This window comes from Micromonospora tarensis, from assembly GCF_016803395.1.
Classification (GTDB): domain Bacteria; phylum Actinomycetota; class Actinomycetes; order Mycobacteriales; family Micromonosporaceae; genus Micromonospora; species Micromonospora tarensis.
In genome coordinates, this window is the sequence record NZ_JAEVHL010000008.1 from 64,116 (window position 1) to 87,332 (window position 23,217).

The following is a 23,217-nucleotide window of genomic DNA, read 5'->3' on the forward strand; positions in this document are numbered from 1 at the left end:
CGGTCAGTTGTCGCGGACGCGGTGCACCGGGTCGACGACCGGCTGCTGCGTCGGCGCCTGCTGGTACGGGGCCTGCTGCGGCGCCTGCTGGCCGGTGTGCGGCGGCAGCGGCTGGTAGCCGGCCTGCGCGTCGGCCTTCTCGGCGAGGTCGCGGTCGTCGTCCTGCAGGCTCTTGGTCTCGGCCTTGATGATCCGCAGCGACCGACCCAGCGAGCGGGCCGCGTCGGGGAGCCGCTTCGCACCGAAGAGCAGGATCAGCACAACCACGAGTACAGCGATGTGCCACGGCTTGAGGGCACCCATGAGAAGCTCCAGTCGCTCTGTGTCCGAGGGGTGGTACGCAGCCCATCGTACGTGCGGATCGGCCGCCCGCCATCCGCTGGGTGGTGGTGGTCTGGCCCGGAGGGTGAAGTCTTGACCAACCCGCGATGATCCGTCAACCACCGTCAGGTTCGGGCACGATCAGCCGCGCTTGGCCTTGATCACCGCGAGCCGCCGCTGGGTGGTGTCGAGTTGACGTTGGAGCCCCTCGGCGCGCTGCTGCAACGCCTCGGCGGTCTCGCGCAGCGCCTCGGCCTCGGTGGCCCGCCGCTGCAACGCCACGGCGGCCCGACCCAGCCGGGGCAGCCGGGCCAGCACCGGGCGCACGGCCAGGGCGAGCGCCACGGAGCGGGAGCAGCACCACCGCGAGCACGATCCAGATCAGCACGGCGGTCAGCCTACTGGGTGCGACAGGCGACCGCCCGGATCACCCGACGGCGCGTTCCCCGGGTCGACCTCGGGCAGCCGGGGCGTGGCCGCGGGCACGGCGTACGCGTCCAGGGCGGCGGCGGCCGTCGCCCGCACCTGCTCGGCCAACTCCACCGGGGCGACCACTGTGACGTCCGGGCCGAGGCCGAGCACGAACCGGCGGGCCCAGCCCAGGTCGGTCACCCGCAGCGAGACCAGCCACTGGTCGCCGTCGCCGGCCTCGACCCGCTCACACGGATAATATTCGGTGATCCACCGTTCGCTTCGACCGATCCGCAACGTGATCAGCGGCAGGTCGGCCGAGGGGCGGAACACACCCTCGGTGAGGTCGTGCGGGACGGCCTGCGGCGGGACCGTGGCCGGCTCGGCCAACTCGGTGACCGCGTCGATCCGGTCAGCCCGGAAGAGCCGAACCGCCTCCGCCCGCCGACACCACGCCTCCACGTACGCCCGGCCGCCGACCATCAACATCCGCAGCGGGTCGATGACCCGCTCGGTGGTCTCGTCCCGTGCGGCCGTGTAGTAGGTGATCCGCAGCGCCTTCCCACCCTCCACGGCGGCCCGTAGCGCCTCCACCCGCGGGGTGTCCCCGGGCAGCCGGACCGCCACCGGGGCGCCCACCAGGTCACCCGCGTCCTCGATCTTCGCGAGCGCCCGTTCGACGGCCTCCCGGTTGGCGACCCCGGGCGTCTCGGCGAGCATCCGCAGCGCCACCACCAGCGCGAGCGCCTCGTCGGGGGTGAGCCGCAGCGGCCGGTCGATGCCGGCGTCGTAGGTGATGGTCACCCGATCACCGTCGAACGCCATGTCGATCAGATCGCCGGGACCGTAGCCGGGCAGCCCGCACACCCAGAGCAACTCCAGGTCCTCGCGGAGCTGGCGCTCGGTGATGCCGAGGTCACCGGCCGCCTCGGCGATCTCGATGCCGGGCCGGGCCAGTAGGTAGGGCACCAGGTTGAGCAGTCGGGCCAGCCGGTCGGCGGACGCGCGGGAGCCGCCGCGGGCGGCCGGGCGGGTCACCGGGCACCCCCGGTGCCGGCCAGCTCGTCGTGTCGGACGGCGATCTCCTTGAGTCGTTGGATGACCGCCTCGCGAACCTCGGGCGGGTCGAGCACCCGCACGTCCGGGCCGTAGCCGACCAGGTAGCCGGCCAGCCCGTCCGGGTCCGCGTACGGCAGGATCAGCCGGTCGCCGTCCGGCCCGGCGGTCACCTCGACGGCCCAGCGGCGCAGCCCGGCGGCGCGCCCCGACGCGGCCAGCACGGTGGCCCGGCCGGTGCGTTCCACCGGCCCGGACCAGCGGGCCACGTGGCTGATCAGGTCGACGTTGGCCGGTGGCTCGTACGCCCCGGCGGCGCCGGTCACCCGGACCGCGCCGACGACCCGGGACAGCCGGAAGCAGCGGGTGGCCTGCCGGTCCTGGTCGTGGCCGACCACATACCACCGGCCCCGCCAGCAGACCACGCCCCAGGGTTGCAGGCGCCGCCGGCTGGGCGCGTCACGGTCGGGAACGCGGTAGTCGAACCCGACCTCGCGGCGGTCCCGGGCGGCGGCGGTCAGCGGCGCGAAGGCCGGATCGACGGTGACCATCGGCTCCAGGCCGAGGGTCGCCTGCGGGTCCACGTCGACCCCGGCGGCCCGCAGCTTGGCCAGCCCGGACGACGCGGCGGCGGCCAGCCCGGCGTGCTGCCACAGCCGGGCGGCGATGCCGACGGCGGCGGCCTCGTCCGGTTCGAGGAGGATGTCGGGCAACGCGTACTCGCGGTGCGCGATCCGGTAACCGGGCTCGGCGTCGAAGGCGCTCGCCGTGCCGGTCTCCAGTGGCACACCCAACTCGCGCAGCTCGGCCTTGTCCCGCTCGAACTTGCGCTGGAACGCCTCGTGGTCGCGCGCGTCGTCGGGGTCGTGCTCGTAGCCGGGCACGGTCGCGGCGATCTGCGCGGCGGTCAGGAACCGTCGCGTGGACAGCAGGCAGATCACCAGGTTGACCAGGCGTTCGGTGCGGGTCCGCGACACCCGGTAGACGCTAGCAGCCGACCCGCCCACGCCGTGCACCCACACGGGCGTGCCGCACACTTGTTCGGATCGGTGCTGTCACGGCCACTCGTCCGGCGGTCCGCGGCCACCGGTCCTAGGCTGACTCCCATGTCGCAAGCCGAGGTCAGGCCCGAGCGCGAGAGCGTCGGCACCGTGGTCGTCGCCGGTGCCGCCAACCTCGCCATCGCGGTGGCCAAGCTGGTCGCCGGGCTGCTCTCCGGGTCGGCCGCGATGCTCTCCGAGGCGGCCCACTCGGTCGCCGACACCACCACCGAGGTGCTGCTCTTCCAGGCACTACGCCGTGGCGCCCGCCCCGCCGACCGGCGGCACCCCTTCGGGTACGGCAAGGAGAGCTACGTCTGGGCGTTCTTCGCGGCGATGTTCACCTTCGTCGCTGGCGCCGGCTTCGCCGTCACCCACGGCGTCACCACGATCCTGGTGCACGAGCACAGCGGCGACTACCTGCTCTCGTACATCGTGCTCGCTGTGTCGTTCGTCATCGAGTCGATCTCGCTGGCCCGGGCCGTGCGCCAGGTCCGCCGGGAGTCCCGGCGCTGGCAGACCACGCCTCGCCGGTTCCTGCGCCTGACCGCCGACACCACCGTCAAGGCGGTCTTCCTGGAGGACAGCGCCGCCCTGATCGGCCTGGTGCTGGCCGGCCTCGGCGTCGGCCTGTCGCACGCCACCGGCGACGAGGTGTGGGACGGCGTCGCGTCGATCCTGATCGGGTTGCTGCTGCTGACGGTCGCCGGGATCCTCGCCGGCAACAACCTGTCGCTGCTGGTCGGCCGGGCCGTCCCGGAACGGCTGCGCCGCGAGATCGAGCGGGAGCTGGCCGGGCTGCCCGAGGTGGAACGCATCGACACCCTGCTGACCATGCAGCTCGGGCCGGACGACATCCTGGTCGCCGCGAAGGTCGACTTCCGCGACGAGGCCACCGGCGCGCAGATCGAGGCCACCGCCGACGAGGCCGAACGGCGGCTCACCGGCCGGTACCCGGAGATCCGCTTCGTCTTCCTCGACCCCACCCGCTCGTTGCCGGGGGCCGACGGCAGCGCCCGGGACACCCAGGCCAGCCCGACGCCGGACGCCGGCGGACTCGACCCGACCTGAGCCCCGCCACGCCGCACCCGGGCGCGGGCCGTCGGGCCCGCGCGGCTAGCGTGCCCGTCATGGTGCGATGGCGTACGGGAACGGTGGCGACGCTGCGACGGCAGTGGACCGGGGCGGTGGAGCTGGACGTCGACCTGCCCGACGGCACGCGGATGCGGGCGCTCGCCTACCCGGAGCTGGTCGGCACGCCCGAGCCCGGCGACCGGGTGCTGCTCAACGCCGGTGCGCTGCTGATGGGGTTGGGCACCGGCGGGTACGCCCTGGTGGTGGCCGTGCCGGACCGGTTGCCGCCGGACCCGCCGGAGGTCACCGACACCCGCGACGCCGGTCACCTGGTGAAGGCCCGCTACACCCCGTTGCAGCCGATCCTGCTCGGCGTCGACGAGGAGGCGTCCCCGCACCGCGAGGTGCTGGCCGACGCGGACGACCTGGCCGCCATGCCGGTGGTCACCGCCGACCTGCACTCGGCGCTGCCGGCGATCCTGGCCGGCATCCGGGCCGACGCGCCGCGGGCGCGGGTGGCGTACCTGCTCACCGATGGTGGGGCGCTGCCCGCCTGGTTCTCCCGGACCCTCGCCGGGCTGCGCGCCGAGCTGGCCGGCACGATCACCGTCGGGCAGGCCTTCGGCGGTGACCTGGAGGCCACCACCCTGCACGGCGGTCTGCTCGCCGCCCGCCACGTGCTCGACGCCGACGTGGCCATCGTGGCCCAGGGACCCGGCAACCTGGGCACCGGCACCCGGTGGGGTTTCTCCGGCGTCGCCGTCGGTGAGGCGGTCAACGCGATCGCCACGCTGGGCGGCCGGCCGGTCGGCTCGCTGCGCATCTCCGCCGCCGACCCGCGCCCACGGCACCGGGGCGTGTCCCACCACAGCCTCACCGCGTACGGCCGGGTGGCGCTCGCCCCGGCGGAGCTGGTGGTGCCCGACGACCTGGAGCCGGCCCTCGCCGACGAGGTGGACGCGGCGCTGGCCCCGCTGACCGCCCGGCACCGGATCGTCCGGGTGCCCACCGGCGGTCTCGACGCCGCGCTGCGCGCCAGCGCGGTGCCGCTGTCCACCATGGGCCGTGGCCTCGACGCCGACCACGCCTACTTCCTGGCGGCGGCCGCCGCGGGCCGGCACGCGGTCAGTCTGCTGGCGGGCGCGAGCTGATCAGGCCAGGAAGATCAGGGCGAGCCAGCCGCCCACGATGAGCGCCAAGGCCAGGGCCAGCACCCACGTCGGTACGGTGTATTCACCGCGCCGGTTACGGTCGATCTCGGCGCGGATCTTCTCCCGCCGGCGTTCGACCCAGTTCTGCCGCTCGGTGCCGCGCTCGGCGGGGTCGGAAGGTCCAGAAGTCGTCATGGCGGGCTCAGCCTACCGGTCCGCCCGACCCCGGCGACGACGACCGCCGCCGGGGTCGGGGCGACCCGATCACATGCTGGCGATCAGCCGTTCCACCCGCTCGTCGTAGGCCCGGAACGGGTCCTTGCAGAGCACGGTGCGTTGCGCCTGGTCGTTGAGCTTGAGGTGCACCCAGTCGACGGTGAAGTCCCGCCGCTTCTCCTGGGCGTGCCGGATGAACTCGCCGCGCAGCCGGGCCCGGGTGGTCTGCGGCGGGGTCTCCTTGGCCTCGAAGATCTCCGGGTCGGTGGCGACCCGGTCGACGTCGCCACGGCGCTCCAGCAGCCCGTAGAGACCGCGGCCACGGCGCACGTCGTGGTAGGCCAGGTCCATCTGCGCCACCCGGGGGTGCGACAACGGCAGGTCGTGCTTGCGCTGGTAGCGCTCGATCAGCCGCAGCTTGCTGACCCAGTCGATCTCGCGGGCGACCGGCTCCAGGTCGCCGGTCTCCACCGCGTTGAGCACCCGGCCCCACAGCTCGACGACCCGCTTGGCGGCCTGGTCACCGCCGCGTCGCTCGACGAACTCGGTGGCCTTGGCGAGGTACTCCTGCTGGATGTCCAGCGCGCTCACCTCCTTGCCGGAGGCCAACCGCACCTTGCGCCGGCCGGTGATGTCGTGCGACACCTCCCGGATCGCCCGGATCGGGTTCTCCAGCGACAGGTCGCGCATCACCACCCCGGCCTCGATCATCCGCAGCACGATGTCGGCGGTGCCGACCTTGAGCAGCGTGGTGACCTCGTTCATGTTGGAGTCACCGACGATCACGTGCAGCCGCCGGTAACGCTCGGCGTCGGCGTGCGGTTCGTCGCGGGTGTTGATGATCGGGCGACTGCGGGTGGTCGCCGAGGAGACGCCCTCCCAGATGTGCTCGGCCCGCTGCGAGAGGCAGTAGACCGCGCCGCGCGGGGTCTGCAGCACCTTGCCTGCCCCGCAGATCAACTGCCGGGTGACCAGGAACGGGATGAGCACGTCGGCGAGCCGGCCGAACTCGCCGTGCCGGGAGACCAGGTAGTTCTCGTGGCAGCCGTACGAGTTGCCGGCCGAGTCGGTGTTGTTCTTGAACAGGTAGATCTCACCCGCGATGCCCTCGTCGTGCAGCCGCTTCTCGGCGTCGACGAGCAGGCCCTCCAGGATCCGCTCGCCGGCCCGGTCGTGGGCGACGAGATCGGTCACCGAGTCGCACTCCGGTGTCGCGTACTCCGGATGCGACCCGACGTCCAGGTAGAGCCGGGCTCCATTGCGCAGGAAGACGTTGCTCGACCGCCCCCAGGACACCACGCGACGGAACAGATACCGCGCGACCTCGTCCGGGGACAGCCGCCGCTGCCCGCGATAGGTGCAGGTGACGCCGTACTCGGTCTCGAGGCCGAAGATTCGCCGCTCCATGGTGTGACATTAGCCGCCCGAAGGGTCGGTTCGTCACTGTCGGAGCACAGGTCGTGCTCCGAGCGCGGTCACATAACGGTTGAGTGCGACATTCCGTCCGGGCCGAGGCTCGCCACGAACCGCCGGCAGGCGTCGTACTCCGGCAGCAGACCCCGCTCGCGGGCCTGCGCCAGGGTCGGCGCCGCGTCGTCGCGGGCGGACAGCAGCGGGACGTCGGCGGGCCACTCGATGCCCAACTCGTCGTCCAGCGGGTGCACCGCGTGCTCCCCCGTCGGGTTGTAGGTGGCCGAGCAGAGATAGCTCAACGTGGCGTCGTCGGTCAACGCGCAGAACCCGTGTCCCAGGCCCTCGCTGAGGTAGACGGCCCGTCGGTCGGTGTCGTCCAGCCGGACGCCCTCCCAACGGCCGAAGGTCGGCGAGCCCACCCGCAGGTCCACGATCACGTCGAGGACCGCGCCGCGCACACAGGTGACGTACTTGGCCTGCCCGGGCGGGACGTCGGCGAAGTGCACCCCGCGCACCACACCCCGGGCGGAGACCGACAGGTTCGCCTGGGCCAGCCGCAACGGATGCCCCACCGCCTCGGCGAGCCTGTCGAAGCGGTACCACTCCATGAACATGCCGCGCGGGTCGCCGTGCTGCTGGGGGGTGATCTCCCAGGCGCCCTCGATGCTCAACTCCCGGATCTTCACCAGGCCGCCCCGTCGCCGGTCTCGGTCAGCAGACCGAGCAGGTAGTCGCCGTAGCCGCTCTTGGTCAGCGGCTCGGCGAGCGCGCGCAGCTGCGCGTCGTCGATCAGGCCGGCCCGCCAGGCGACCTCCTCGACACAGCCGATCTTCAGACCCTGCCGCTCCTCGACCACCCTGACGAACTCGGCGGCCTGCATCATCGAGGTGAACGTGCCGGTGTCCAGCCAGGCGGTGCCCCGGTCCAGCACGGTCACCGACAGCTCCCCGGTCTCCCGGTACACCTCGTTGACCGCCGTGATCTCCAGCTCGCCGCGGGCGCTCGGGGTGAGCTTGCGGGCGATGTCCACCACCCGGTTGTCGTAGAAGTACAGGCCGGGCACCGCGTAGCGGGACTTCGGCCGGGCCGGCTTCTCCTCGATCGACAACACCCGACCGTCGGCGTCGAAGTCGACCACGCCGTACTCCTGCGGGTTGGCCACCTGGTAGGCGAAGACCCGGCCACCGACCAGGTCACCGTGCTCGGCGAGCTGCCGGCCCAGACCCACACCGTGGAAGATGTTGTCGCCGAGGACCAGCGCCACCGACTCGGTGCCGATAAAGTCCGCGCCGAGGATGAACGCCTGCGCGATGCCCTCCGGGCGCTCCTGGGCGACGTACTCCAGCCGCAGCCCGAACTGGCTGCCGTCGCCGAGCAGCCGACGGAACTGGTCCTGGTCGTCCGGAGTCGTGATCACCAGGATCTCCCGGACCCCGGACATCACCAGGGTGGAGAGCGGGTAGTAGATCATCGGCTTGTCGAAGACCGGCATCAGCTGCTTCGAGACCGCCCGGGTGATCGGCCAGAGCCGGGACCCGGTGCCGCCGGCAAGTAGGATTCCACGCACCGGGGAAGCCTAGCGGCACGTACGCCGGGTCGCGTGCCGGGTGTGACCCCGGCCGTCGCGTATACTTCCGGACCCGTGAGGATCCTCGTCACCGGCGGAGCCGGATTCATCGGGTCGGAGTACGTTCGCCTGCTGCTGGGCAAGCCCCTCGGTAGCGCCGACGGCGTGCCGCCGCTCGAGCCGGCGGTCGTGACCGTGCTCGACAAGCTGACCTACTCGGGCAACCTGGCCAACCTCGAACCCGTCCGCGACGACCCGCGACTGCGGTTCGTGCAGGGCGACATCTGCGACCCGGTCGTGGTCGACGAGGTCGTCGCCGGCCACGACGTGATCGTGCACTTCGCCGCCGAGTCGCACGTCGACCGCTCGATCGCCGGGGCCGCGCCGTTCGTCACCACGAACGTGCTGGGCACCCAGACGCTGCTCGACGCCGCCCTGCGGCACGGCACCGGCCGGTTCGTGCACGTCTCCACCGACGAGGTGTACGGCTCGATCGACGAGGGCTCCTGGACCGAGACCTGGCCGCTCGCCCCGAACTCGCCCTACTCGGCGTCCAAGGCCGGCTCCGACCTGCTCGCCCTGTCGTACCACCGCACCCACGGCATGGACGTGGTGGTCACCCGCTGCTCCAACAACTACGGCCCGTACCAGTTCCCGGAGAAGGTCATCCCGCTGTTCGTCAGCAACCTGCTCGACGGCGGCACCGTGCCCCTCTACGGCGACGGCGGCAACATCCGCGACTGGCTGCACGTGCACGACCACTGCCGGGGCATCGCGCTGGTGCAGCAGAAGGGCCGCGCCGGCGAGGTCTACAACATCGGCGGCGGCACCGAGCTGACCAACAAGGAACTCACCGGACTGCTGCTCGACGCCTGCGGCGCCGGCTGGGACCGGGTCGTCCCGGTGACCGACCGCAAGGGCCACGACCGCCGCTACTCCCTCGACATCACCAAGATCAGCGAGGAGCTCGGCTACACCCCCAGCATCACCCTGGACCGCGGCCTCGCCGACACCGTCCGCTGGTACCGGGACAACCGCAGCTGGTGGGAGCCCCTCAAGTCCACGCCGACCGCATGACCCGACTACTCGTCACCGGTGCGGGCGGAATGCTCGGCCGGGACCTGGTCGCCGTGCTGGGACGACGGTCCGACCTCAAGGTGACCGCCGCCACCCGCGCCGATTTGGACATCACCGACCCCGTCGCGGTGCGAGCCGCGGTCGCCGGGCACGACGTGGTGATCAACGCCGCCGCGTGGACCAACGTCGACGGCGCCGAGACCGACGAGGCGGCGGCGACCGCCGTCAACGGCCACGGCGTGGCGAACCTCGCCGCGGCGTGCGCCACCGACGGCACCCGGCTGATCCAGGTCTCCACCGACTACGTCCTCGCGGGCAACGCCGACACCCCCTACCCGGAGGACGCGCCCACCGCGCCGGTCAACGCCTACGGCCGCGGCAAGCTCGTCGGCGAACAGGCCGTCGCGCGGCTGCTGCCCGACACCGGGTACGTGGTGCGCACCGCCTGGCTGTACGGCGCGCACGGCCCCAACTTCGTGGCGACCATGCTCCGGCTGGCCAGCCAGCGCGAACACCTCGACGTGGTCGACGACCAGCACGGCCAGCCCACCTGGTCGCACACGCTCGCCGAGCGGTTGGTGGCGCTCGCCGACGCGGCACTGGCCGGACAGGCGGCACCGGGCGTCTACCACGGCACCTGCGCCGGACAGACCACCTGGTACGGACTGGCCCGCGCCGCATTCACACTGGCCGGGCTGGACCCGGACCGGATCCGACCCACCACCAGTGACCGGTATCCACGTCCGGCCCCCCGACCTGCGTACAGTGTGCTAGGGCACAGCCGCTGGGCAGCCGTGGGTCTGCCGCCGCTGCCGGACTGGCACACCGCCCTGGTTGACGCGTTCCACTCCCCCGCTCCACCCGCCCCGTGGAAGGTCGCATGAAGCTCACCCTCGTCACCGGCCTGACCGGCCTGCTGCTCCTCGGCACCATCGTCGAGCTGCTGCGCCGCCGTCAGCTGCGCGAGAAGTACGGCATGCTCTGGCTCGCCGTTCTGGTCGTCGTGATCCCGCTGTCCCTGTTCCCCCGGCTGCTCGACAGCGTCGCCGGGCTCCTCGGCGTCGCCTCCGGCGTCAGCCTGGTGCTCTTCCTCGGCATCGTCTTCCTGCTGCTGGTGTGCGTGCACCTGAGCTGGGAGGTCAGCGCACTGGAAGAGGAGACCCGCACCCTGGCCGAAGATTTCGCCCTGCTCCGCGCACAGATCGACGCGGACCGGGCGGCCCGAGACGAACTGGTGTCCAGCGATGGTTAACGGCAAGCGCACCTTGATCATCATCCCGGCCCTCAACGAGTCGGGTTCCATCGCCGACGTCGTCGGCGAGGTCCGCGGTGAACTGCCCGGCGTCGACGTCCTCGTCGTCGACGACGGCTCCACCGACCACACCGCCGCCGTGGCCCTGGCCGCCGGCGCCCGCGTCGCGAAACTGCCGTACAACCTCGGCGTCGGCGGTGCCATGCGCCTCGGCTACCGCTACGCACGCGACAACGACTACGACGTCGCCATCCAGATCGACGCGGACGGCCAGCACGACCCCCGGTACGTGCCGAAGCTGGTCGACCTGCTCGACGACAACGACCTGGTCATCGGCGCCCGGTTCGCCGGTGAGGGCGACTACAACGTGCGCGGCCCCCGCCGCTGGGCGATGGTCATGCTCTCCGGCGTGCTGTCCCGGGTCGCCCACACCAAGCTCACCGACACCACCTCCGGCTTCCGGGCCGCCAACCGGCGGGTCATCGAGATGTTCGCCGGCTGGTACCCGGCCGAGTACCTCGGCGACACGGTGGAGACCCTGGTGCACACCGCCCGACGCGGATACCGCATCAAGCAGGTGCCGGTCGCCATGCGCAAGCGGATGGCCGGCACGCCCAGCCACTCCCCCGCCCGAGCGATGATCTACCTCGGTCGGGCGTTCGCCGTCCTCACGCTGGCGCTCATTCGCCGGTGATCCGTCGTCTCCTGCGCCTGATCCCGCCCGGCACCATCGCTGTTGGTGCCGGGCTGGGTCTACTCGGCCTCGCCTCCTATGTCCACCTCGCCGTCGCCGGCCACAGCCTCACCGAAGCCGACTACTCGTCCCTGTCGGTGCTCTGGTCGATCGTCTTCACCCTCGGCATCGGCGTGTTCATGCCCGTCGAGCAGGAGGTGGCCCGGGTCGTCGCCGCCCGGCACAGCCAGGGGCTGCCCCCCGGGCCGGTGCTCGCCCGCGGCGTCACCGTCGCCGCCGTGATGCTCGCCGTGCTGGTGCTGGCCGTCACCGTCGGCCGACGGCCGCTCGCCGACAACCTCTTCCACGGCGACACCACCATGGTCACCGTGCTGGTCGGCGCGCTCGCCGCGATGGCCGTCGCCTACGCCACCCGCGGCGTCCTCTCCGGCCTGCAGCTGTTCCCCTGGTACGGCACCCAACTCGGCATCGACGGCGGACTGCGCATCATCATGGTCGCCCTGCTCGGGCTGGCCGGGGTGACCTCTCCCATCTGGTACGGCCTGGTGCTCGTCGCCGCCCCGCTGGTCAGCGTCCTGCTCACCCTGCCGCCGGTGCTCGGCGCCATCGGCAGCGGCCCACCGGTGCCCTGGGCCACCCTGCTGCGCGGCCTCGGCCTGCTCACCGCCTCCAGCCTGCTCTCCCAGGTCGTGGTCAACATCGGCGTGATCAACCTGCAACTGCTCGCTCCCACCGAGACCGCCGCCGCCGGCGCCCTGCTCTCCGCGCTCGTGCTGGTCCGCATCCCGCTTTTCGTCTTCGGCTCGATGCAGGCGTCCCTGCTGCCCGGGCTGGCCACCACCGCCACCACCGGCGACCAGGCCGGCTTCCACAGCCTGCTGCGCCGCGCTCTCGGCATCGTCACCGCCCTCGGCCTCACCGGGGCCGTCGGCGCCGTACTGATCGGCCCGTGGCTGGTCCGCACCCTCTTCGACGCCCCCGGCGTCCTCGGCCACGGCGACTTCGCCTGGCTGGCCGCCGCCACCCTCGCCTACCTGTGGGCATGGTGCTCGGCCAGGCCCTGCTCGCCCTCGACCGGCACCGCGCCCAGGCCCTCGCCTGGACCGTCGGCGTCGCCGCACTGGTCGCCGTCACACTGCTGCCGGCCCCGGTCACCCTCCGGGTCGAACTGGCCTACGCCATCGGCTCCGTGGTCGTCGCCGGCACCATGGCGGTGCTGCTGCGCGGTGGCTTCCGCCGACCCACCACCCCCAGCCGGCCCCTCGCCGACGCCGTCACCCCCGCCGTATCCGGAGGCATCCGATGACCCGCCCACAGGTGACCGCCGTGATGCTCGCCTACGGCGCCGAGCCGTACCTGGTCGACGCCGCCCGGGCCGTGCTGGCCAGCACCGACATCGACATCGACCTGGTCGTCGTCGACAACGGCTGCACCGGCGACGGCATCGACATCGTCAAGGGCTTCCCCCAGGTCCGGGTGATCCGCCCGGAGGAGAACACCGGCTACTCCGGGGGCTGCCGCGTCGGCGCCGCCGAGGCCACCGGGGACTGGCTCGCCTTCGTCAACTCCGACGCCATCGTCGCCCCGGACGCCCTCGCCAAGACGGTTGCCGTCGCCGCCGAACCGGGCGTGGGCGCCGCGATGGCCTCGATCCGCCTCGCCGACACCCCCGAGCTGATCAACACCTCCGGCAACCCCCTGCACTTCACCGGGCTGTCCTGGGCCGGTGGCAACGGCGAACCGGCCACCGCGCACGCCGTGCGCACCAGCGTGCCGTCGCTCAGCGGCTGCTGCTTCGTGATCAGCCGGCACCGGTGGCAGGAACTCGACGGCTTCGCCGCCGAGTACTTCGCCTACCACGAGGACACCGAACTCAGCCTGCGGCTCTGGCAGCGCGGCCTGCGCCTGGAGTACGTCCCCGACGCCGTCGTGCGCCACCACTACGAGTTCTCCCGCAACGACCTGAAGCTCTACCTGGTGGAACGCAACCGGCTGGTCACGCTGCTCACCGCGTACCAGACCCGGACCCTTGTGGTGCTCGCACCGATGCTGCTGCTCACCGAGGCCGCCATGCTCGCCGCCGCGCTCGCCGGCGGCTGGACCAAGCAGAAGACCCGCGGCTGGGGCTGGCTGTGGCGCAACCGGTCCTGGGTCGCCGCCCGCCGCCGTCAACTCCAGACCGAACGTACCGTGCCCGACGGGGTGGTCGCCGAGCTGATGACGGCCCGGGTCGCCCCCTCGAACGTCGACTCGCCACCCGGCATGGGTGTCTTCAACGCGGTCGCCGCCGGCTACTGGGCCCTCGCCCGGCCGCTGCTGCCGCGCCGCTGACCCAGCCGGCGCGCCCTGGTCCGGACACCGCGCCACTGCCCGCCCGGACAGCGCCGCTGACCCAGCCAGACGAAAGCGCCGGGGCCCGCATCACGCGGACCCCGGCGCTTTCTCGTCACCCGATCAGCTGTCGGCCTGCCCCGGTCGATCCTCCAGATCAGCGGAGCCCGCCGAACTGGTCGGCTTACCCGACTCCCCGGTCGGCACGCTCGGCGTGTCCGGCAGGTCGCTCGCCGGCGGCGCCTCCTTGCCGTCCAGCAGCGCGGTCAGCGCGGCCCCGGTGATCCGCCGGAAGGTCCGGCCGACCCGCTGCCGGTCCAGCACCGCCACCTCAAGCTGGTTCGCGGCGATCGCCCGGGCGGCACCGCCCTCCCCGCCGACGCTGCCCAGCGCCTGCACCGCGACCTTGACCGCCTCCCCGAGCGACATGTCCGCCCGGTGGTTGGACTTCAGCACACCGGTGATGGCCTCGGCCTGACCGCCCATCGCCATCCGCCCCGGCTCGTCGTTGACCGAGCGTCGTAGGTGAGCCGGTACAACTCGTCGTCAGCGGGCGTGGCCCCGACCTCCGCCACGCAGATCTCCACCTCGAACGGCTTCGACTGCTCGGTGAAGATCGCGCCGAGGGTCTGCGCGAACGCGTTGGCCAGGGCCCGCCCGGTGACATCACGACGGTCGTAGCTCAACCCGTTGAGGTCGGCCATCCGCACGCCGGCCCGACGGAGGTTCTCGAACTCGTTGTAACGGCCGACCGCGGCGAAGCCGATCCGGTCGTAGATCTCACTGACCTTGTGCAGGGCGCTGGAGAGGTTCTCCGCGACGAAGAGCACCCCGCCGGAGTAGCTCAGGACCACCGCGCTGCGCCCCCGGGCGATGCCCTTGCGGGCCAGCTCGGAACGGTCGCGCATGATCTGTTCGGGCGAGGCGTAGAACTGCATGGCCACGGCGGCGGTTCTCCTTACGGCGCTGTGCTGACGACTGCTGGCTGGTGGGGGTGGTGGGCGCGGCTCAACCGCCCGGGTTCTCCATCCGCCCGGAGACCACGCCCTCGGCGATCGTCGCCGTCTCGGCGTCGGTGAGCCGGTAGGTGCCCTCGGCGGTAGCGGTCATCACCACCGGGTAGATCCGCCGGGTGAGGTCCGGCCCGCCGGTCGCGGTGTCGTCGTCGGCCGCGTCGTAGAGCGCCTCGACCGCGAGCCGGGTCGCGTCGGCCACCGACAGGCCGGCCCGGAACCGCTTCTTCAGGGCGGACTTGGCGAACAGCGACCCGGACCCGATCGCGTCGTAGCCGGTCTCCTCGTAGGGGCCACCGGTCACGTCGAAGCTGAAGATCCGACCGGCCCGCGCCGGGTCGGCGGCGGCCAGGTCGAAACCGGCGAAGAGCGGCACGACGGCGAGCCCCTGCATGGCCGCGCCCAGGTTGCCCCGGATCATCGAGGCCAGCCGGTTGGCCTTGCCGTCCAGCGAGAGCATCGCGCCCTCGATCTTCTCGTAGTGCTCCAGCTCCACCTGGAACAGTCGCATCAGCTCGATCCCGATGCCCGCGGTGCCCGCGATGCCGACGAGCGAGTACGCGTCGGCCGGGTGGACCTTCTCGATGTCGCGCTGCGCGATCAGGTTGCCCATGGTCGCCCGCCGGTCGCCGGCCATCACCACACCCTCGGCGGCCGCGATGGCCACGATGGTGGTCGCGTGCGGCGCCAGGTCGGCGGCCATGCCCGGCGGCAGCGCTCGCCGACCGGGCAGCATCTCGGGGGCCACCCGACTCAGGAACGTCGTGAAGGAGGACGTCCCCGCGTTGGTGAACACATCTGGTAGACGCCCGGATGGATCAAAGCCCGCTGCCACGTGGTTCCTCTCAGGTACGTGATCGCCCTGGCCAGCCTCGTGGGACTGTCACGGAACTGGCCAAGACCACCGTTGCAGTTGAAGCAGAGTATCCCGCGCACCCATCCGGTGCGATGATCGTGGTCCAGATGTTGCGGATCAAGGCCGCCGCAGATCGCACAGACCCCGCCCTGCTCGGCCAGGAGCTCCTGAAACTCCTTCTCCCCCACGCCGTAGCGCTGCCGCAGGTGGTACTCGCGGTTGCCGCCGTACAGCCGGTCCTTCGTCTCTCTGGTCTTGGCGTTGTGGCAGGGCTTGCAATAGGTCGCGTAACCGGAGGCATCCGCACGGTTGCGGGGGAAGGCTTCGAACGGCTTGACCGCATCGCAAGCCGGACAGAATCTGTGTCCCTCCGGCACAACTCGGCCAGGGCGCACCTCACGGTCGAACCTTGCCTTCACTCGACGCGCGTAGCTTGCCTTGGACCGCTCGTTGAAGCAGGGCTTGCAATAGCTGCCCCGCCCATCCGGCCGCTTCGAATTCGCACAGAACTGATCGAGCGGCCGCCATTCGCCGCAATCTCGGCAGCGACGGAGCCCGTCGCGATCGTCATTGACCCGAGCCATGTCCGAATTACCCTATATGTTCACTGACCTCCTTTTTGTACGTAACCTCTCACGAATTCCTCTGCGTTCTCTTCGAGGACCGAGTCGATCTCGTCGAGGAGGTCGTCGACGTCCTCGGTGATCTCGGCGTGTCGCTCGGCCACCTCGGGGTTCGCCTCGGTGGTGACGTCCTCGATCTCCTCGCCCTGACGGGACTTGCCGGACTGCGACTGGCCGCCGCTGTCATGAGTGGCCACTGCTGCCTCCTCCACGATCGTCTGCGATGAACTTACCTCGCGCGGGCGACGAAAAGCCCGCCGCGCGCCGGCTTGCGGCACACGGCGGGCATCCAGATCCTGGATCAGCCGCCGGTCAACGTCTCCAACAGGTCCTTGGCGCTGGCGCAGCGGTCGAACAGCGCGCCGACGTGCGCGCGGGTGCCCCGCTCCGGCTCCATCATCGGCACCCGGACCAACGACTCCCGGCCCACGTCGAAGATCACCGAATCCCAGCTCGCGGCGACCACCTCGGAGGCGTACTGGGCCAGGCAGCGACCACGGAAGTAGGCCCGGGTGTCCTCCGGGGGCTGGGTCATCGCGGTACGGGTCTCGTCGTCGGTGAGCAACGTCTTCATCGCTCCCCGGCTGACCAGGCGGTGGTAGAGGCCCTTCTCCGGCCGGACGTCGGAATACTGCAGGTCGACCAGTTGGAGCTTGTGCGCGCCCCAGCCGAGCTTCTCCCGCTCCCGGTAGCCCTCCAGCAGCCGCAGCTTGGCCACCCAGTCCAACTCGTCGGCACAGAGCATCGGATCACGCCCCAACCGGTCCAGGACGCCCTCCCAGCGGTCGAGCACGTCGACGGTCTGCTCGTCGGCGTCGGTGCCGTACCGGTCGTCGACAAAGGACCGAACCCGCTCCAGGTAGGCCCACTGCAGGTCCAGCGCGGTGAGCCGACGGCCGTCACGCAGCCGCATGCGGTGCGTCAGGGAGGGGTCGTGGCTGACCGCGCGCAGCTCGCTGACCGGGTCGGCGATGCCGAGGTCGGCACCGAGCGCCTTCTCCTCGATCATGGTGAGGATCAGCGCGGTGGTGCCGACCTTGAGGTAGGTGGAGACCTCGGAGAGGTTGGCGTCGCCGATGATGACGTGCAGTCGCCGGTACTTGTCGGCGTCGGCGTGCGGCTCGTCGCGGGTGTTGATGATCGGCCGCTTGAGGGTGGTCTCCAGGCCGACCTCGACCTCGAAGAAGTCGGCGCGCTGCGAGATCTGGAACCCGCTCTGACCGCCGTCCTGGCCGATGCCGACCCGACCGGCGCCGCAGACGATCTGCCGGGTGACGAAGAACGGCGTCAGGTACGCCACGATGTCGGCGAACGGCGTCTGCCGGCGCATCAGGTAGTTCTCGTGGGCGCCGTAGCTGGCGCCCTTGTTGTCGGTGTTGTTCTTGTAGAGGTGGATCGGCTGGCTGCCCGGGATGGTGGCCGCGCGGCGGGACGCCTCGGCCATCACCCGCTCGCCGGCCTTGTCCCAGCGCACCACGTCCCGGGGGGTGGTGACCTCCGGGGTGGAGTATTCCGGGTGGGCGTGGTCGACGTAGAGCCGCGCACCGTTGGTGAGTATCACGTTGGCCAGGCCGAGGTCTTCGTCCGCGAGGGCCTCGGCGGGGTCGTACGCGGCGCCGGAGTAGGTGAAGCCACGGGCGTCGCGTAGCGGCGACTCTTCCTCGTAGTCCCACCGGGCCCGCCCGCCCCGGTTGAGTTCGGGGCGCCCCGTAGGCGTTGACCACCTGCGATGAGGTGACCATCGGGTTGGCTCCGGCCTGTCCCGGCACGGAGATGCCGTACTCGACCTCGGTGCCCATGATCCGACGTACCGTCATGCGACCACTCGCTTCGCTCGCCCACGGAGCCGGCGTGCCCGCCGCTCACACCATCGAGACTAGTCTGCGCGATGGCGCACCGCGCCACCCTGCGGGTCGGCGCGGCGCGGCTACCGTGGCGTGGTCGGCTTCAGCGGCACCACGGTCAGGCCGTCGCGCAGGGCCGGGTCCGCGGCGAGTGCCCCGTCGATGGCCTGCTGGGCGGCCGGGTCGGCGACGATGAGCCGCAGCGGGCGGGGGACGCGGCGCAGGATCTCGGCGGTGCGGGCGGGCTCGTTGTAGATCTGGAAGTAGATGCCGGGTTCGGTCTGACCGCTGGTCCCCTGCATCGCGGACAGGAAGATCGACTCCCGGTAGCCCTGCAGGCCCTGCTTGTCCAGGACCAGGGTGACGGTGCCGGGGATCGCCGGGTAGTTCCGGTAGGCGGTGTTGGTGACCGACGCGGTCCGGGAGACGGCCCGCACGTCGCGGCCGGCCCAGTCCTTCGCCCAGGTGCCGTTGCCGCCGTTGCGGTGGAAGAAGCCGCCGGTCCAGCCGACCAGGCCGGTGCCGGCGAGCACCGCGAGCGTCACGAGGGCGGCGGTGGCGACGGCGGGGACGACGCCGGTGATCGGGCGCCGGCGCGGTTCGCTGTCGGTGCTCGGGGCGGGTGGCACCGGCAGCAGTCGGGCCAGCGCGGCTGCGCCGATGGTGAGGACGACGATGACCAGGTGGGCGGTCTTGCCGAAGTAGTAGGCGGGTTGGGTGCCGTTGGCGAGGTTGACGGCGGCCATGCTGGCGGAGAAGAGCAGGGCGACGGCCAGTGCGACGAGATAGCGCCGCCAGGTGGACTCGGCGAGGTTGGTCCGGACGAGGACGGCGGCGACGACGAGCGCGCCGAGCCCGAGGATGGTGTTGTACGTCTCGACCGGCGGGGTGCCGCCGGGGGCGGCGAGCGCCTCGCTCTGACCGGCGACGAGGACGCCGATCAGGGCGATCAGCGGGGCCAGGGCGGCGGTGACAACGGCGACGATGGCGACGGTGCCGGGGCGGGTACGCAGTCGGCGCCGGTCGGCGACCAGCCAGCAGAGCACCATGGCGCCGGTCGGGAAGAGGAAGAGGTAGTAACTGAACCCGATGCCGATCAGCAGCGCCCCGACCAGGATGAGTTGTTCGCGCAGCCGGTGCAGGGGGCGGGCGACGAGGGCGACGAGGACCACGGCGAGGCTGAGCCCGAACGCCTCACTCGGGTAGCCGGCGACCAGCAGTCGGGGCAGTTCGGCGCCGAGGACGAGCGCGGTCACGCCGATGACGAGGACCACTCGGCGCAGTGGATGCAGCGGGCCGGCGACGTGCTGGGCGGCCCAGATCAGCGCGAGCACCAGCAGCCCGAAGGTGGCCAGGCACCAGAGCACGTAGTGGTCCATGAGTCGCGCCCCGGTGGGCGGGTCGCCGGCGCTGCGCAGGAAACCGTCGAGCAGGGCGGTGCTGAAGTGCCACCCCTGGGGATAGTGGACGAGGCCGGAGAAGATGTGCTCGCGGGCGCTGTCGGGGTCGAGGAAGAGGTATCCGCCGAGCCGGCCGATCACGTCGAACAGTGCGGGGTGGCGGCCGTTGTCCTCGCCGACCATGGCGAGGTTGAGTCGCTGGCCGAAGCTGTCGGCCCGCAGGTAGGGGGTGGCGAGGTAGCCGGCGGCGAGCGCCGCGGCGGCGAGCGAGACCAGGTCGGACCAGCCGGGCGGGGCAGCCGGGGGGCGCGCCGGGACAGCACGGCGGCCACTGTCAGCACGGTGAGCGCCAGACCGGTGACCGGCACCGGGTGCAGGCCCCAGGGCCAGACGGTGAAGAGGAGCCCGACGGCGCAGGTGAGGCCGGCGAGCAGGGCCAGGGCGAGCATCATCCGGTCGAGCAGGCTCCGGCCGGAGCGCAGCAGGCTGGCCGTGCCGAGCAGAACCACCGGCGGCAGGAGCCACGCGGCGTGCACGGCGGTCGCGGCGACGGGGACGACCCAGCAGGCCAGCAGGACACCCAGCAGTAGGCCGACGCCGGGGCGTCGGCCGGCCGGCGAGGTGGTTACCGGCTCTTGGTCTTCCGTGCGACCTGATACTGCTGGCATTTGCGCGGTGGTGTCGGCACGCACGGAAGTCCTCGTTCGGTAGGTCGGCGAAGTCGCCGCAGTCTAGCCGGACCGGGCGGGGGCGACGTGCCGCTGGTGCGGCGTACGTGACGGGGTGGTGTCGGGCACAGACAGCGGCGGCACCGGACGGGGTCCGGTGCCGCCGCTGGACGGGTCAGAGGTACTGGCCGGTGTTGCTGGCGGTCTCGATGGACCGGCCGGCTTCGGCGCCCTTGCCGCCGGAGACGAGCGTGCGGATGTAGACGATCCGTTCGCCCTTCTTGCCGGAGATGCGCGCCCAGTCGTCGGGGTTTGTGGTGTTGGGGAGATCTTCGTTCTCGCGGAACTCGTCGACGCAGGCGTCGAGCAGGTGCTGCAGGCGCAGCCCCTTGCGGCCCGAGGTGAGGAACTCCTTGATGGCCATCTTCTTGCTCCGGTCGACGATGTTCTGGATCATCGCGCCGGAGTTGAAGTCCTTGAAGTAGAGGACTTCCTTGTCACCGTTGGCGTAGGTGACCTCGAGGAAGCGGTTCTCCTCGGTTTCGGAGTACATCCGCAGCACCACGGCGTCGATCATGGCCGCGACGGTCGCCTGGGGGTCGGTGCCGTGTTCGGCCAGGTCGTCCGGGTGCAGCGGCAGCCCGGAGAGGATGTACTTGGAGAAGATGTCCTTGGCCGCCTCGGCGTCCGGTCGCTCGATCTTGATCTTCACGTCGAGCCGACCGGGGCGCAGGATCGCCGGGTCGATCATGTCTTCCCGGTTGGAGGCGCCGATGACGATGACGTTCTCCAGCCCCTCCACGCCGTCGATCTCGCTGAGCAGCTGCGGGACGATGGTGTTCTCCACATCGGAGGAGACACCCGAGCCACGGGTCCGGAAGATCGAGTCCATCTCGTCGAAGAACACGATCACCGGCGTGCCCTCGCCGGCCTTCTCCCGGGCCCGCTGGAAGATCAGCCGGATGTGCCGCTCGGTCTCACCGACGTACTTGTTGAGCAGCTCGGGGCCCTTGATGTTGAGGAAGAAGCTGGTGTGCTTCTCCTTGCCCTGCCGTTCGGCGATCTTCTTGGCCAGCGAGTTGGCCACCGCCTTGGCGATGAGCGTCTTACCGCAGCCGGGCGGGCCGTATAGCAGGATGCCCTTGGGCGGGCGGAGCTGGTGCTCGCGGAACAGGTCCGCGTGCAGGAACGGCAGCTCCACCGCGTCGCGGATCTGCTCGATCTGCGACTGGAGGCCACCGATGTCGCTGTAGTCGACGTCGGGCACCTCCTCCAGGACCAGCTCCTCGACCTCGCTCTTCGGGATCCGCTCGTACGCGTACGCCGAGCGGGGCTCGATCATTAGCGAGTCGCCGGCCCGGATCGCCGAGCCGATGAGCGTCTCGGCGAGGTGCACGATGCGCTCCTCGTCGGAGTGCGAGACCACCAGCGCCCGGTCGCCCGGCGCGCCGTTCGGCCCCTCCAGGATCTCCTTGAGCATCACGACCTCGCCGACCCGCTCGTAGCCGAACGCGTCGACGATGTTGAGCGCGTCGTTGAGCAGGACCTCCTGGCCGCGCCGCAGGTCGCCCACGTCCAGCGAGGGCGAGACCGCGACCCGTAGCTTGCGGCCGCCGGTGAAGACGTCCACCGTGCCGTCCTCGTGCTTTGCCAGGAAGACGCCGTAACCACTCGGCGGTTGTGCGAGGCGGTCGATCTCCTCCTTGAGCGTCACGATCTGGGTGCGCGCCTCCTTGAGGGTGCTCACCAGCCGGTCGTTGTTCTCGGTCAGCCGCGCCAACTGTGCCTGGGTGGCCGCCAGCCGCTCTTCGAGCTGCCTGACGTGTCGGGGGCTTTCGGTCAACTTACGCCGCACCAGGGCGAGTTCCTCCTGCAGGAACGCGACCTGCGTGGAGAGATCGTGGGCTTCCTTCTCCCACCGTGCGGCGCGCGAGTCCGCGTCGTCGCTGCGTGCTGCCACGTCCCACCTCCCCGGGGGGCTTGAACGTTCTGCCCTAACACTAGCCGCTATGAGGCCGATTCGGTCCCACGCAACACCCTCGTCACCGAACCTTGATCGCCAGACGGGGCCTGACGGGCGGTTACCGGCGTTCGGGTACCGTCGAAGCGTGGGACGGGAGAACATGGGGGGTGCACCGGTGGCCGAGGTCGCGACCGACCAACTGCAGGTCTGGGTGGACCAGGACCTCTGCACGGGCGACGGGCTCTGCGTGCAGTACGCGCCGGAGGTGTTCGAGTTCGACATCGACGGTCTGGCCTACGTCAAGACCGTCGACGGTGAGCTGCTGATGGCGCCGGGCAGCCGGGTCGACGTCCCCGCGCACCTGCGCCTCGAGGTGATCGACTCAGCGAAGGAGTGCCCGGGCGAGTGCATCCACGTGGTGCGCGGCGACGGGGTCGAGGTGGCCGGCCCGGAGGCCGAGGAGGACTGACCCCACCGGCCGGGCCGCGCGGCCGGCCGGATCCGAAAGGGTACGCCTCAGAGCATCGGGCGGCCGACCACGGAGGCGACCAGCCGGGCGAACTCCTCCAGCCGGGCGATCTGCCCGGCCCCGCCGTCGTCGAGGGTCTTGCCGAAGCGCAGCGCGTCGTGCCGTGGGGTGCCGGCCATCTCCTCGCTCGGCGGCGCCTCGTCCAGCGAGGTGAGCAGCAGGTAGACGTCGATGCTGTCGACCCTGATCTCGCCGCTGTCGGAGCGGTTGAGCCGCCGCCGGCAGCCCACCTCGGTGACGGTGGAGACCGGCACCACCCGCAGCGACGAGGTCATCGAGCCCGGCGGCCCCTCCTCCGGCGGCACGTCCTCGCCGTGCCAGAGAATCAGCCGGCTGCCGTCGCAGACGACGACCTCCTGCCACACGCCGTTGACCTCGTTGACGAAGCGTTCCAGGGTGAAGCCGAGCACCGACGCGCCACGCAACACGCCCCCGAGCGCCTCCAGCGCGACGTCCGGGTCGCGCAGGTAGGCGCGCGCCGCCGATTCCAGGTCCTGGTAGGGCGACCAGTCGGGGAAGACGGCGGGCAGGTCACCGCCGCCGTAGCCCGGTCGGCTCATGCCAGCGCCTCCCCCTGCTCGGCGGTGCCGGCGCCCAGCTCGATGGTCACGGCCTGTCCATCTCCCCCGTACCGTCGGGCTGCGCGCCGGCCGCCTGGGCGGCCGCCGCCTGGCGGGCCGCCTCCGCCTCGCGGAGCACCTGGCGGCGCTGCGCGTAC

At 71.5% G+C, this 23,217-nt stretch carries 25 protein-coding genes and 2 pseudogenes; 9 read left to right on the plus strand and 18 right to left on the minus strand.

Features of this window, described 5'->3' with window-relative positions; all coding sequences use genetic code 11:
• Positions 1–3 precede the first annotated feature (3 nt).
• From tatA to JM949_RS03375, 4 genes are all read right to left on the minus strand, one after another.
• Entirely contained in the window at positions 4–303 is a 300-nt protein-coding gene (tatA, locus tag JM949_RS03360) for a Sec-independent protein translocase subunit TatA (RefSeq protein ID WP_203146992.1), read from the minus strand.
• A gap of 159 nt (positions 304–462) precedes the next feature.
• Positions 463–666, minus strand: a complete 204-nt coding sequence (locus tag JM949_RS03365) for a hypothetical protein (RefSeq protein ID WP_407664685.1) — start codon at positions 664–666, stop codon at positions 463–465.
• Positions 667–714: 48 nt separating this feature from the next.
• Positions 715–1,770, minus strand: coding sequence for a helix-turn-helix transcriptional regulator (locus tag JM949_RS03370; protein WP_203146993.1), 1,056 nt, complete (start codon positions 1,768–1,770; stop codon positions 715–717).
• Positions 1,767–2,765, minus strand: a complete 999-nt coding sequence (locus JM949_RS03375) for a helix-turn-helix transcriptional regulator (RefSeq protein WP_203146994.1) — start codon at positions 2,763–2,765, stop codon at positions 1,767–1,769. Before JM949_RS03375 ends, JM949_RS03370 begins: the two co-directional genes overlap by 4 nt.
• A gap of 129 nt (positions 2,766–2,894) precedes the next feature.
• Here JM949_RS03375 and JM949_RS03380 point away from each other — a divergent pair, with 129 nt between their 5' ends.
• The gene (locus tag JM949_RS03380; RefSeq protein ID WP_238432491.1) at positions 2,895–3,899 is read left to right on the plus strand and encodes a cation diffusion facilitator family transporter; all 1,005 of its coding nucleotides are present in this window, start codon (positions 2,895–2,897) and stop codon (positions 3,897–3,899) included.
• A 59-nt stretch (positions 3,900–3,958) separates the two neighbouring features.
• On the plus strand, positions 3,959–5,053 hold the full coding sequence (locus JM949_RS03385) for a DUF3866 family protein (protein WP_203146995.1): 1,095 nt from the start codon (positions 3,959–3,961) through the stop codon (positions 5,051–5,053).
• On the opposite strand, the gene JM949_RS03390 is transcribed toward JM949_RS03385, so the two are convergent.
• From JM949_RS03390 to rfbA, 4 genes are all read right to left on the minus strand, one after another.
• Positions 5,054–5,248, minus strand: a complete 195-nt coding sequence (locus JM949_RS03390) for a hypothetical protein (RefSeq protein ID WP_203146996.1) — start codon at positions 5,246–5,248, stop codon at positions 5,054–5,056.
• A 69-nt stretch (positions 5,249–5,317) separates the two neighbouring features.
• Complete coding sequence (pafA, locus tag JM949_RS03395; protein WP_203146997.1) at positions 5,318–6,676, minus strand: Pup--protein ligase; 1,359 nt, start codon at positions 6,674–6,676, stop codon at positions 5,318–5,320.
• Positions 6,677–6,744: 68 nt separating this feature from the next.
• A complete protein-coding gene (gene rfbC / locus JM949_RS03400; protein ID WP_203146998.1) occupies positions 6,745–7,368 on the minus strand; it encodes a dTDP-4-dehydrorhamnose 3,5-epimerase in 624 nt (207 codons plus the stop codon).
• Positions 7,365–8,249, minus strand: a complete 885-nt coding sequence (gene rfbA, locus JM949_RS03405; RefSeq protein ID WP_203146999.1) for a glucose-1-phosphate thymidylyltransferase RfbA — start codon at positions 8,247–8,249, stop codon at positions 7,365–7,367. The genes rfbC and rfbA overlap by 4 nt, the downstream gene beginning before the upstream one ends.
• Before the next feature lie 75 nt (positions 8,250–8,324).
• Here rfbA and rfbB point away from each other — a divergent pair, with 75 nt between their 5' ends.
• Genes rfbB through JM949_RS03425 form a run of 4 tightly spaced genes read left to right on the plus strand, consistent with a single transcriptional unit; the run spans position 8,325 to position 11,272 of the window.
• A complete protein-coding gene (rfbB, locus tag JM949_RS03410) occupies positions 8,325–9,326 on the plus strand; it encodes a dTDP-glucose 4,6-dehydratase (protein WP_203147000.1) in 1,002 nt (333 codons plus the stop codon).
• Positions 9,323–10,210 carry a dTDP-4-dehydrorhamnose reductase gene (gene rfbD, locus JM949_RS03415; RefSeq protein ID WP_203147001.1) on the plus strand — a complete coding sequence of 296 codons (888 nt, stop codon included), beginning with the start codon at positions 9,323–9,325 and terminating at the stop codon, positions 10,208–10,210. Before rfbB ends, rfbD begins: the two co-directional genes overlap by 4 nt.
• Positions 10,207–10,578 carry a DUF2304 domain-containing protein gene (locus JM949_RS03420; RefSeq protein WP_203147002.1) on the plus strand — a complete coding sequence of 124 codons (372 nt, stop codon included), beginning with the start codon at positions 10,207–10,209 and terminating at the stop codon, positions 10,576–10,578. The genes rfbD and JM949_RS03420 overlap by 4 nt, the downstream gene beginning before the upstream one ends.
• Positions 10,571–11,272: a glycosyltransferase family 2 protein gene (locus JM949_RS03425; protein WP_203147003.1), complete on the plus strand. Its 702-nt coding sequence runs from the start codon at positions 10,571–10,573 to the stop codon at positions 11,270–11,272. Before JM949_RS03420 ends, JM949_RS03425 begins: the two co-directional genes overlap by 8 nt.
• Before the next feature lie 59 nt (positions 11,273–11,331).
• Here the strand turns inward: JM949_RS03425 and JM949_RS36365 are convergent, their stop codons facing one another.
• Positions 11,332–12,267 (minus strand): hypothetical protein, encoded by a 936-nt coding sequence (locus JM949_RS36365; protein ID WP_238432492.1) that lies wholly within the window; start codon positions 12,265–12,267, stop codon positions 11,332–11,334.
• A gap of 47 nt (positions 12,268–12,314) precedes the next feature.
• On the opposite strand from JM949_RS36365, the gene JM949_RS36370 reads away from it, so the two are divergent.
• Both JM949_RS36370 and JM949_RS03435 read left to right on the plus strand, forming a co-directional pair.
• Entirely contained in the window at positions 12,315–12,578 is a 264-nt protein-coding gene (locus JM949_RS36370) for a hypothetical protein (RefSeq protein ID WP_238432493.1), read from the plus strand.
• Positions 12,575–13,603 carry a glycosyltransferase family 2 protein gene (locus JM949_RS03435; protein ID WP_203147004.1) on the plus strand — a complete coding sequence of 343 codons (1,029 nt, stop codon included), beginning with the start codon at positions 12,575–12,577 and terminating at the stop codon, positions 13,601–13,603. Before JM949_RS36370 ends, JM949_RS03435 begins: the two co-directional genes overlap by 4 nt.
• Positions 13,604–13,726: 123 nt before the next feature.
• Here the strand turns inward: JM949_RS03435 and prcA are convergent.
• From prcA to arc, 8 genes and pseudogenes are all read right to left on the minus strand, one after another.
• Positions 13,727–14,547 (minus strand): annotated as a pseudogene (prcA, locus tag JM949_RS38420) (proteasome subunit alpha).
• A gap of 64 nt (positions 14,548–14,611) precedes the next feature.
• Positions 14,612–15,451 (minus strand): proteasome subunit beta, encoded by an 840-nt coding sequence (gene prcB, locus JM949_RS03445; protein WP_203147005.1) that lies wholly within the window; start codon positions 15,449–15,451, stop codon positions 14,612–14,614.
• Complete coding sequence (locus tag JM949_RS03450; protein ID WP_203147006.1) at positions 15,370–16,056, minus strand: endonuclease VII domain-containing protein; 687 nt, start codon at positions 16,054–16,056, stop codon at positions 15,370–15,372. Before JM949_RS03450 ends, prcB begins: the two co-directional genes overlap by 82 nt.
• Positions 16,057–16,076: 20 nt before the next feature.
• Positions 16,077–16,292 (minus strand): ubiquitin-like protein Pup, encoded by a 216-nt coding sequence (locus JM949_RS03455; RefSeq protein WP_030332902.1) that lies wholly within the window; start codon positions 16,290–16,292, stop codon positions 16,077–16,079.
• 104 nt (positions 16,293–16,396) lie between these two features.
• Positions 16,397–17,728: pseudogene (gene dop, locus JM949_RS03460) on the minus strand (depupylase/deamidase Dop); the annotation flags it as partial.
• A 294-nt stretch (positions 17,729–18,022) separates the two neighbouring features.
• A complete protein-coding gene (locus JM949_RS03465; protein WP_203147007.1) occupies positions 18,023–19,522 on the minus strand; it encodes a hypothetical protein in 1,500 nt (499 codons plus the stop codon).
• On the minus strand, positions 19,477–20,007 hold the full coding sequence (locus tag JM949_RS03470; protein WP_203147008.1) for a hypothetical protein: 531 nt from the start codon (positions 20,005–20,007) through the stop codon (positions 19,477–19,479). The genes JM949_RS03465 and JM949_RS03470 overlap by 46 nt, the downstream gene beginning before the upstream one ends.
• Positions 20,008–20,182: 175 nt before the next feature.
• Complete coding sequence (gene arc, locus JM949_RS03475; RefSeq protein WP_203147009.1) at positions 20,183–21,967, minus strand: proteasome ATPase; 1,785 nt, start codon at positions 21,965–21,967, stop codon at positions 20,183–20,185.
• A gap of 178 nt (positions 21,968–22,145) precedes the next feature.
• Between arc and JM949_RS03480 the strand changes: the two genes are divergently transcribed.
• Positions 22,146–22,439 carry a ferredoxin gene (locus tag JM949_RS03480; RefSeq protein WP_203147013.1) on the plus strand — a complete coding sequence of 98 codons (294 nt, stop codon included), beginning with the start codon at positions 22,146–22,148 and terminating at the stop codon, positions 22,437–22,439.
• A 47-nt stretch (positions 22,440–22,486) separates the two neighbouring features.
• Here the strand turns inward: JM949_RS03480 and JM949_RS03485 are convergent, their stop codons facing one another.
• Positions 22,487–23,059 carry a hypothetical protein gene (locus JM949_RS03485; RefSeq protein ID WP_030332883.1) on the minus strand — a complete coding sequence of 191 codons (573 nt, stop codon included), beginning with the start codon at positions 23,057–23,059 and terminating at the stop codon, positions 22,487–22,489.
• Positions 23,060–23,217: the final 158 nt, after the last annotated feature.

What these genes read in the sequence shown, in the direction of transcription:
- pafA (WP_203146997.1), bottom strand. Translation starts at nt 6,676, where the DNA reads ATGGAGCGGCGAATCTTCGGCCTCGAGACCGAGTACGGCGTCACCTGC.
- JM949_RS03470 (WP_203147008.1), bottom strand. Translation starts at nt 20,007, where the DNA reads ATGCCAGCAGTATCAGGTCGCACGGAAGACCAAGAGCCGGTAACCACC.
- rfbD (WP_203147001.1), top strand. Translation starts at nt 9,323, where the DNA reads ATGACCCGACTACTCGTCACCGGTGCGGGCGGAATGCTCGGCCGGGAC.
- JM949_RS03420 (WP_203147002.1), top strand. Translation starts at nt 10,207, where the DNA reads ATGAAGCTCACCCTCGTCACCGGCCTGACCGGCCTGCTGCTCCTCGGC.
- JM949_RS36370 (WP_238432493.1), top strand. Translation starts at nt 12,315, where the DNA reads ATGGTGCTCGGCCAGGCCCTGCTCGCCCTCGACCGGCACCGCGCCCAG.
- JM949_RS03380 (WP_238432491.1), top strand. Translation starts at nt 2,895, where the DNA reads ATGTCGCAAGCCGAGGTCAGGCCCGAGCGCGAGAGCGTCGGCACCGTG.
- JM949_RS03390 (WP_203146996.1), bottom strand. Translation starts at nt 5,248, where the DNA reads ATGACGACTTCTGGACCTTCCGACCCCGCCGAGCGCGGCACCGAGCGG.
- JM949_RS03425 (WP_203147003.1), top strand. Translation starts at nt 10,571, where the DNA reads ATGGTTAACGGCAAGCGCACCTTGATCATCATCCCGGCCCTCAACGAG.
- JM949_RS03450 (WP_203147006.1), bottom strand. Translation starts at nt 16,056, where the DNA reads ATGGCTCGGGTCAATGACGATCGCGACGGGCTCCGTCGCTGCCGAGAT.
- JM949_RS03435 (WP_203147004.1), top strand. Translation starts at nt 12,575, where the DNA reads ATGACCCGCCCACAGGTGACCGCCGTGATGCTCGCCTACGGCGCCGAG.
- JM949_RS03385 (WP_203146995.1), top strand. Translation starts at nt 3,959, where the DNA reads ATGGTGCGATGGCGTACGGGAACGGTGGCGACGCTGCGACGGCAGTGG.
- JM949_RS03485 (WP_030332883.1), bottom strand. Translation starts at nt 23,059, where the DNA reads ATGAGCCGACCGGGCTACGGCGGCGGTGACCTGCCCGCCGTCTTCCCC.
- tatA (WP_203146992.1), bottom strand. Translation starts at nt 303, where the DNA reads ATGGGTGCCCTCAAGCCGTGGCACATCGCTGTACTCGTGGTTGTGCTG.
- JM949_RS03465 (WP_203147007.1), bottom strand. Translation starts at nt 19,522, where the DNA reads ATGGTCGGCGAGGACAACGGCCGCCACCCCGCACTGTTCGACGTGATC.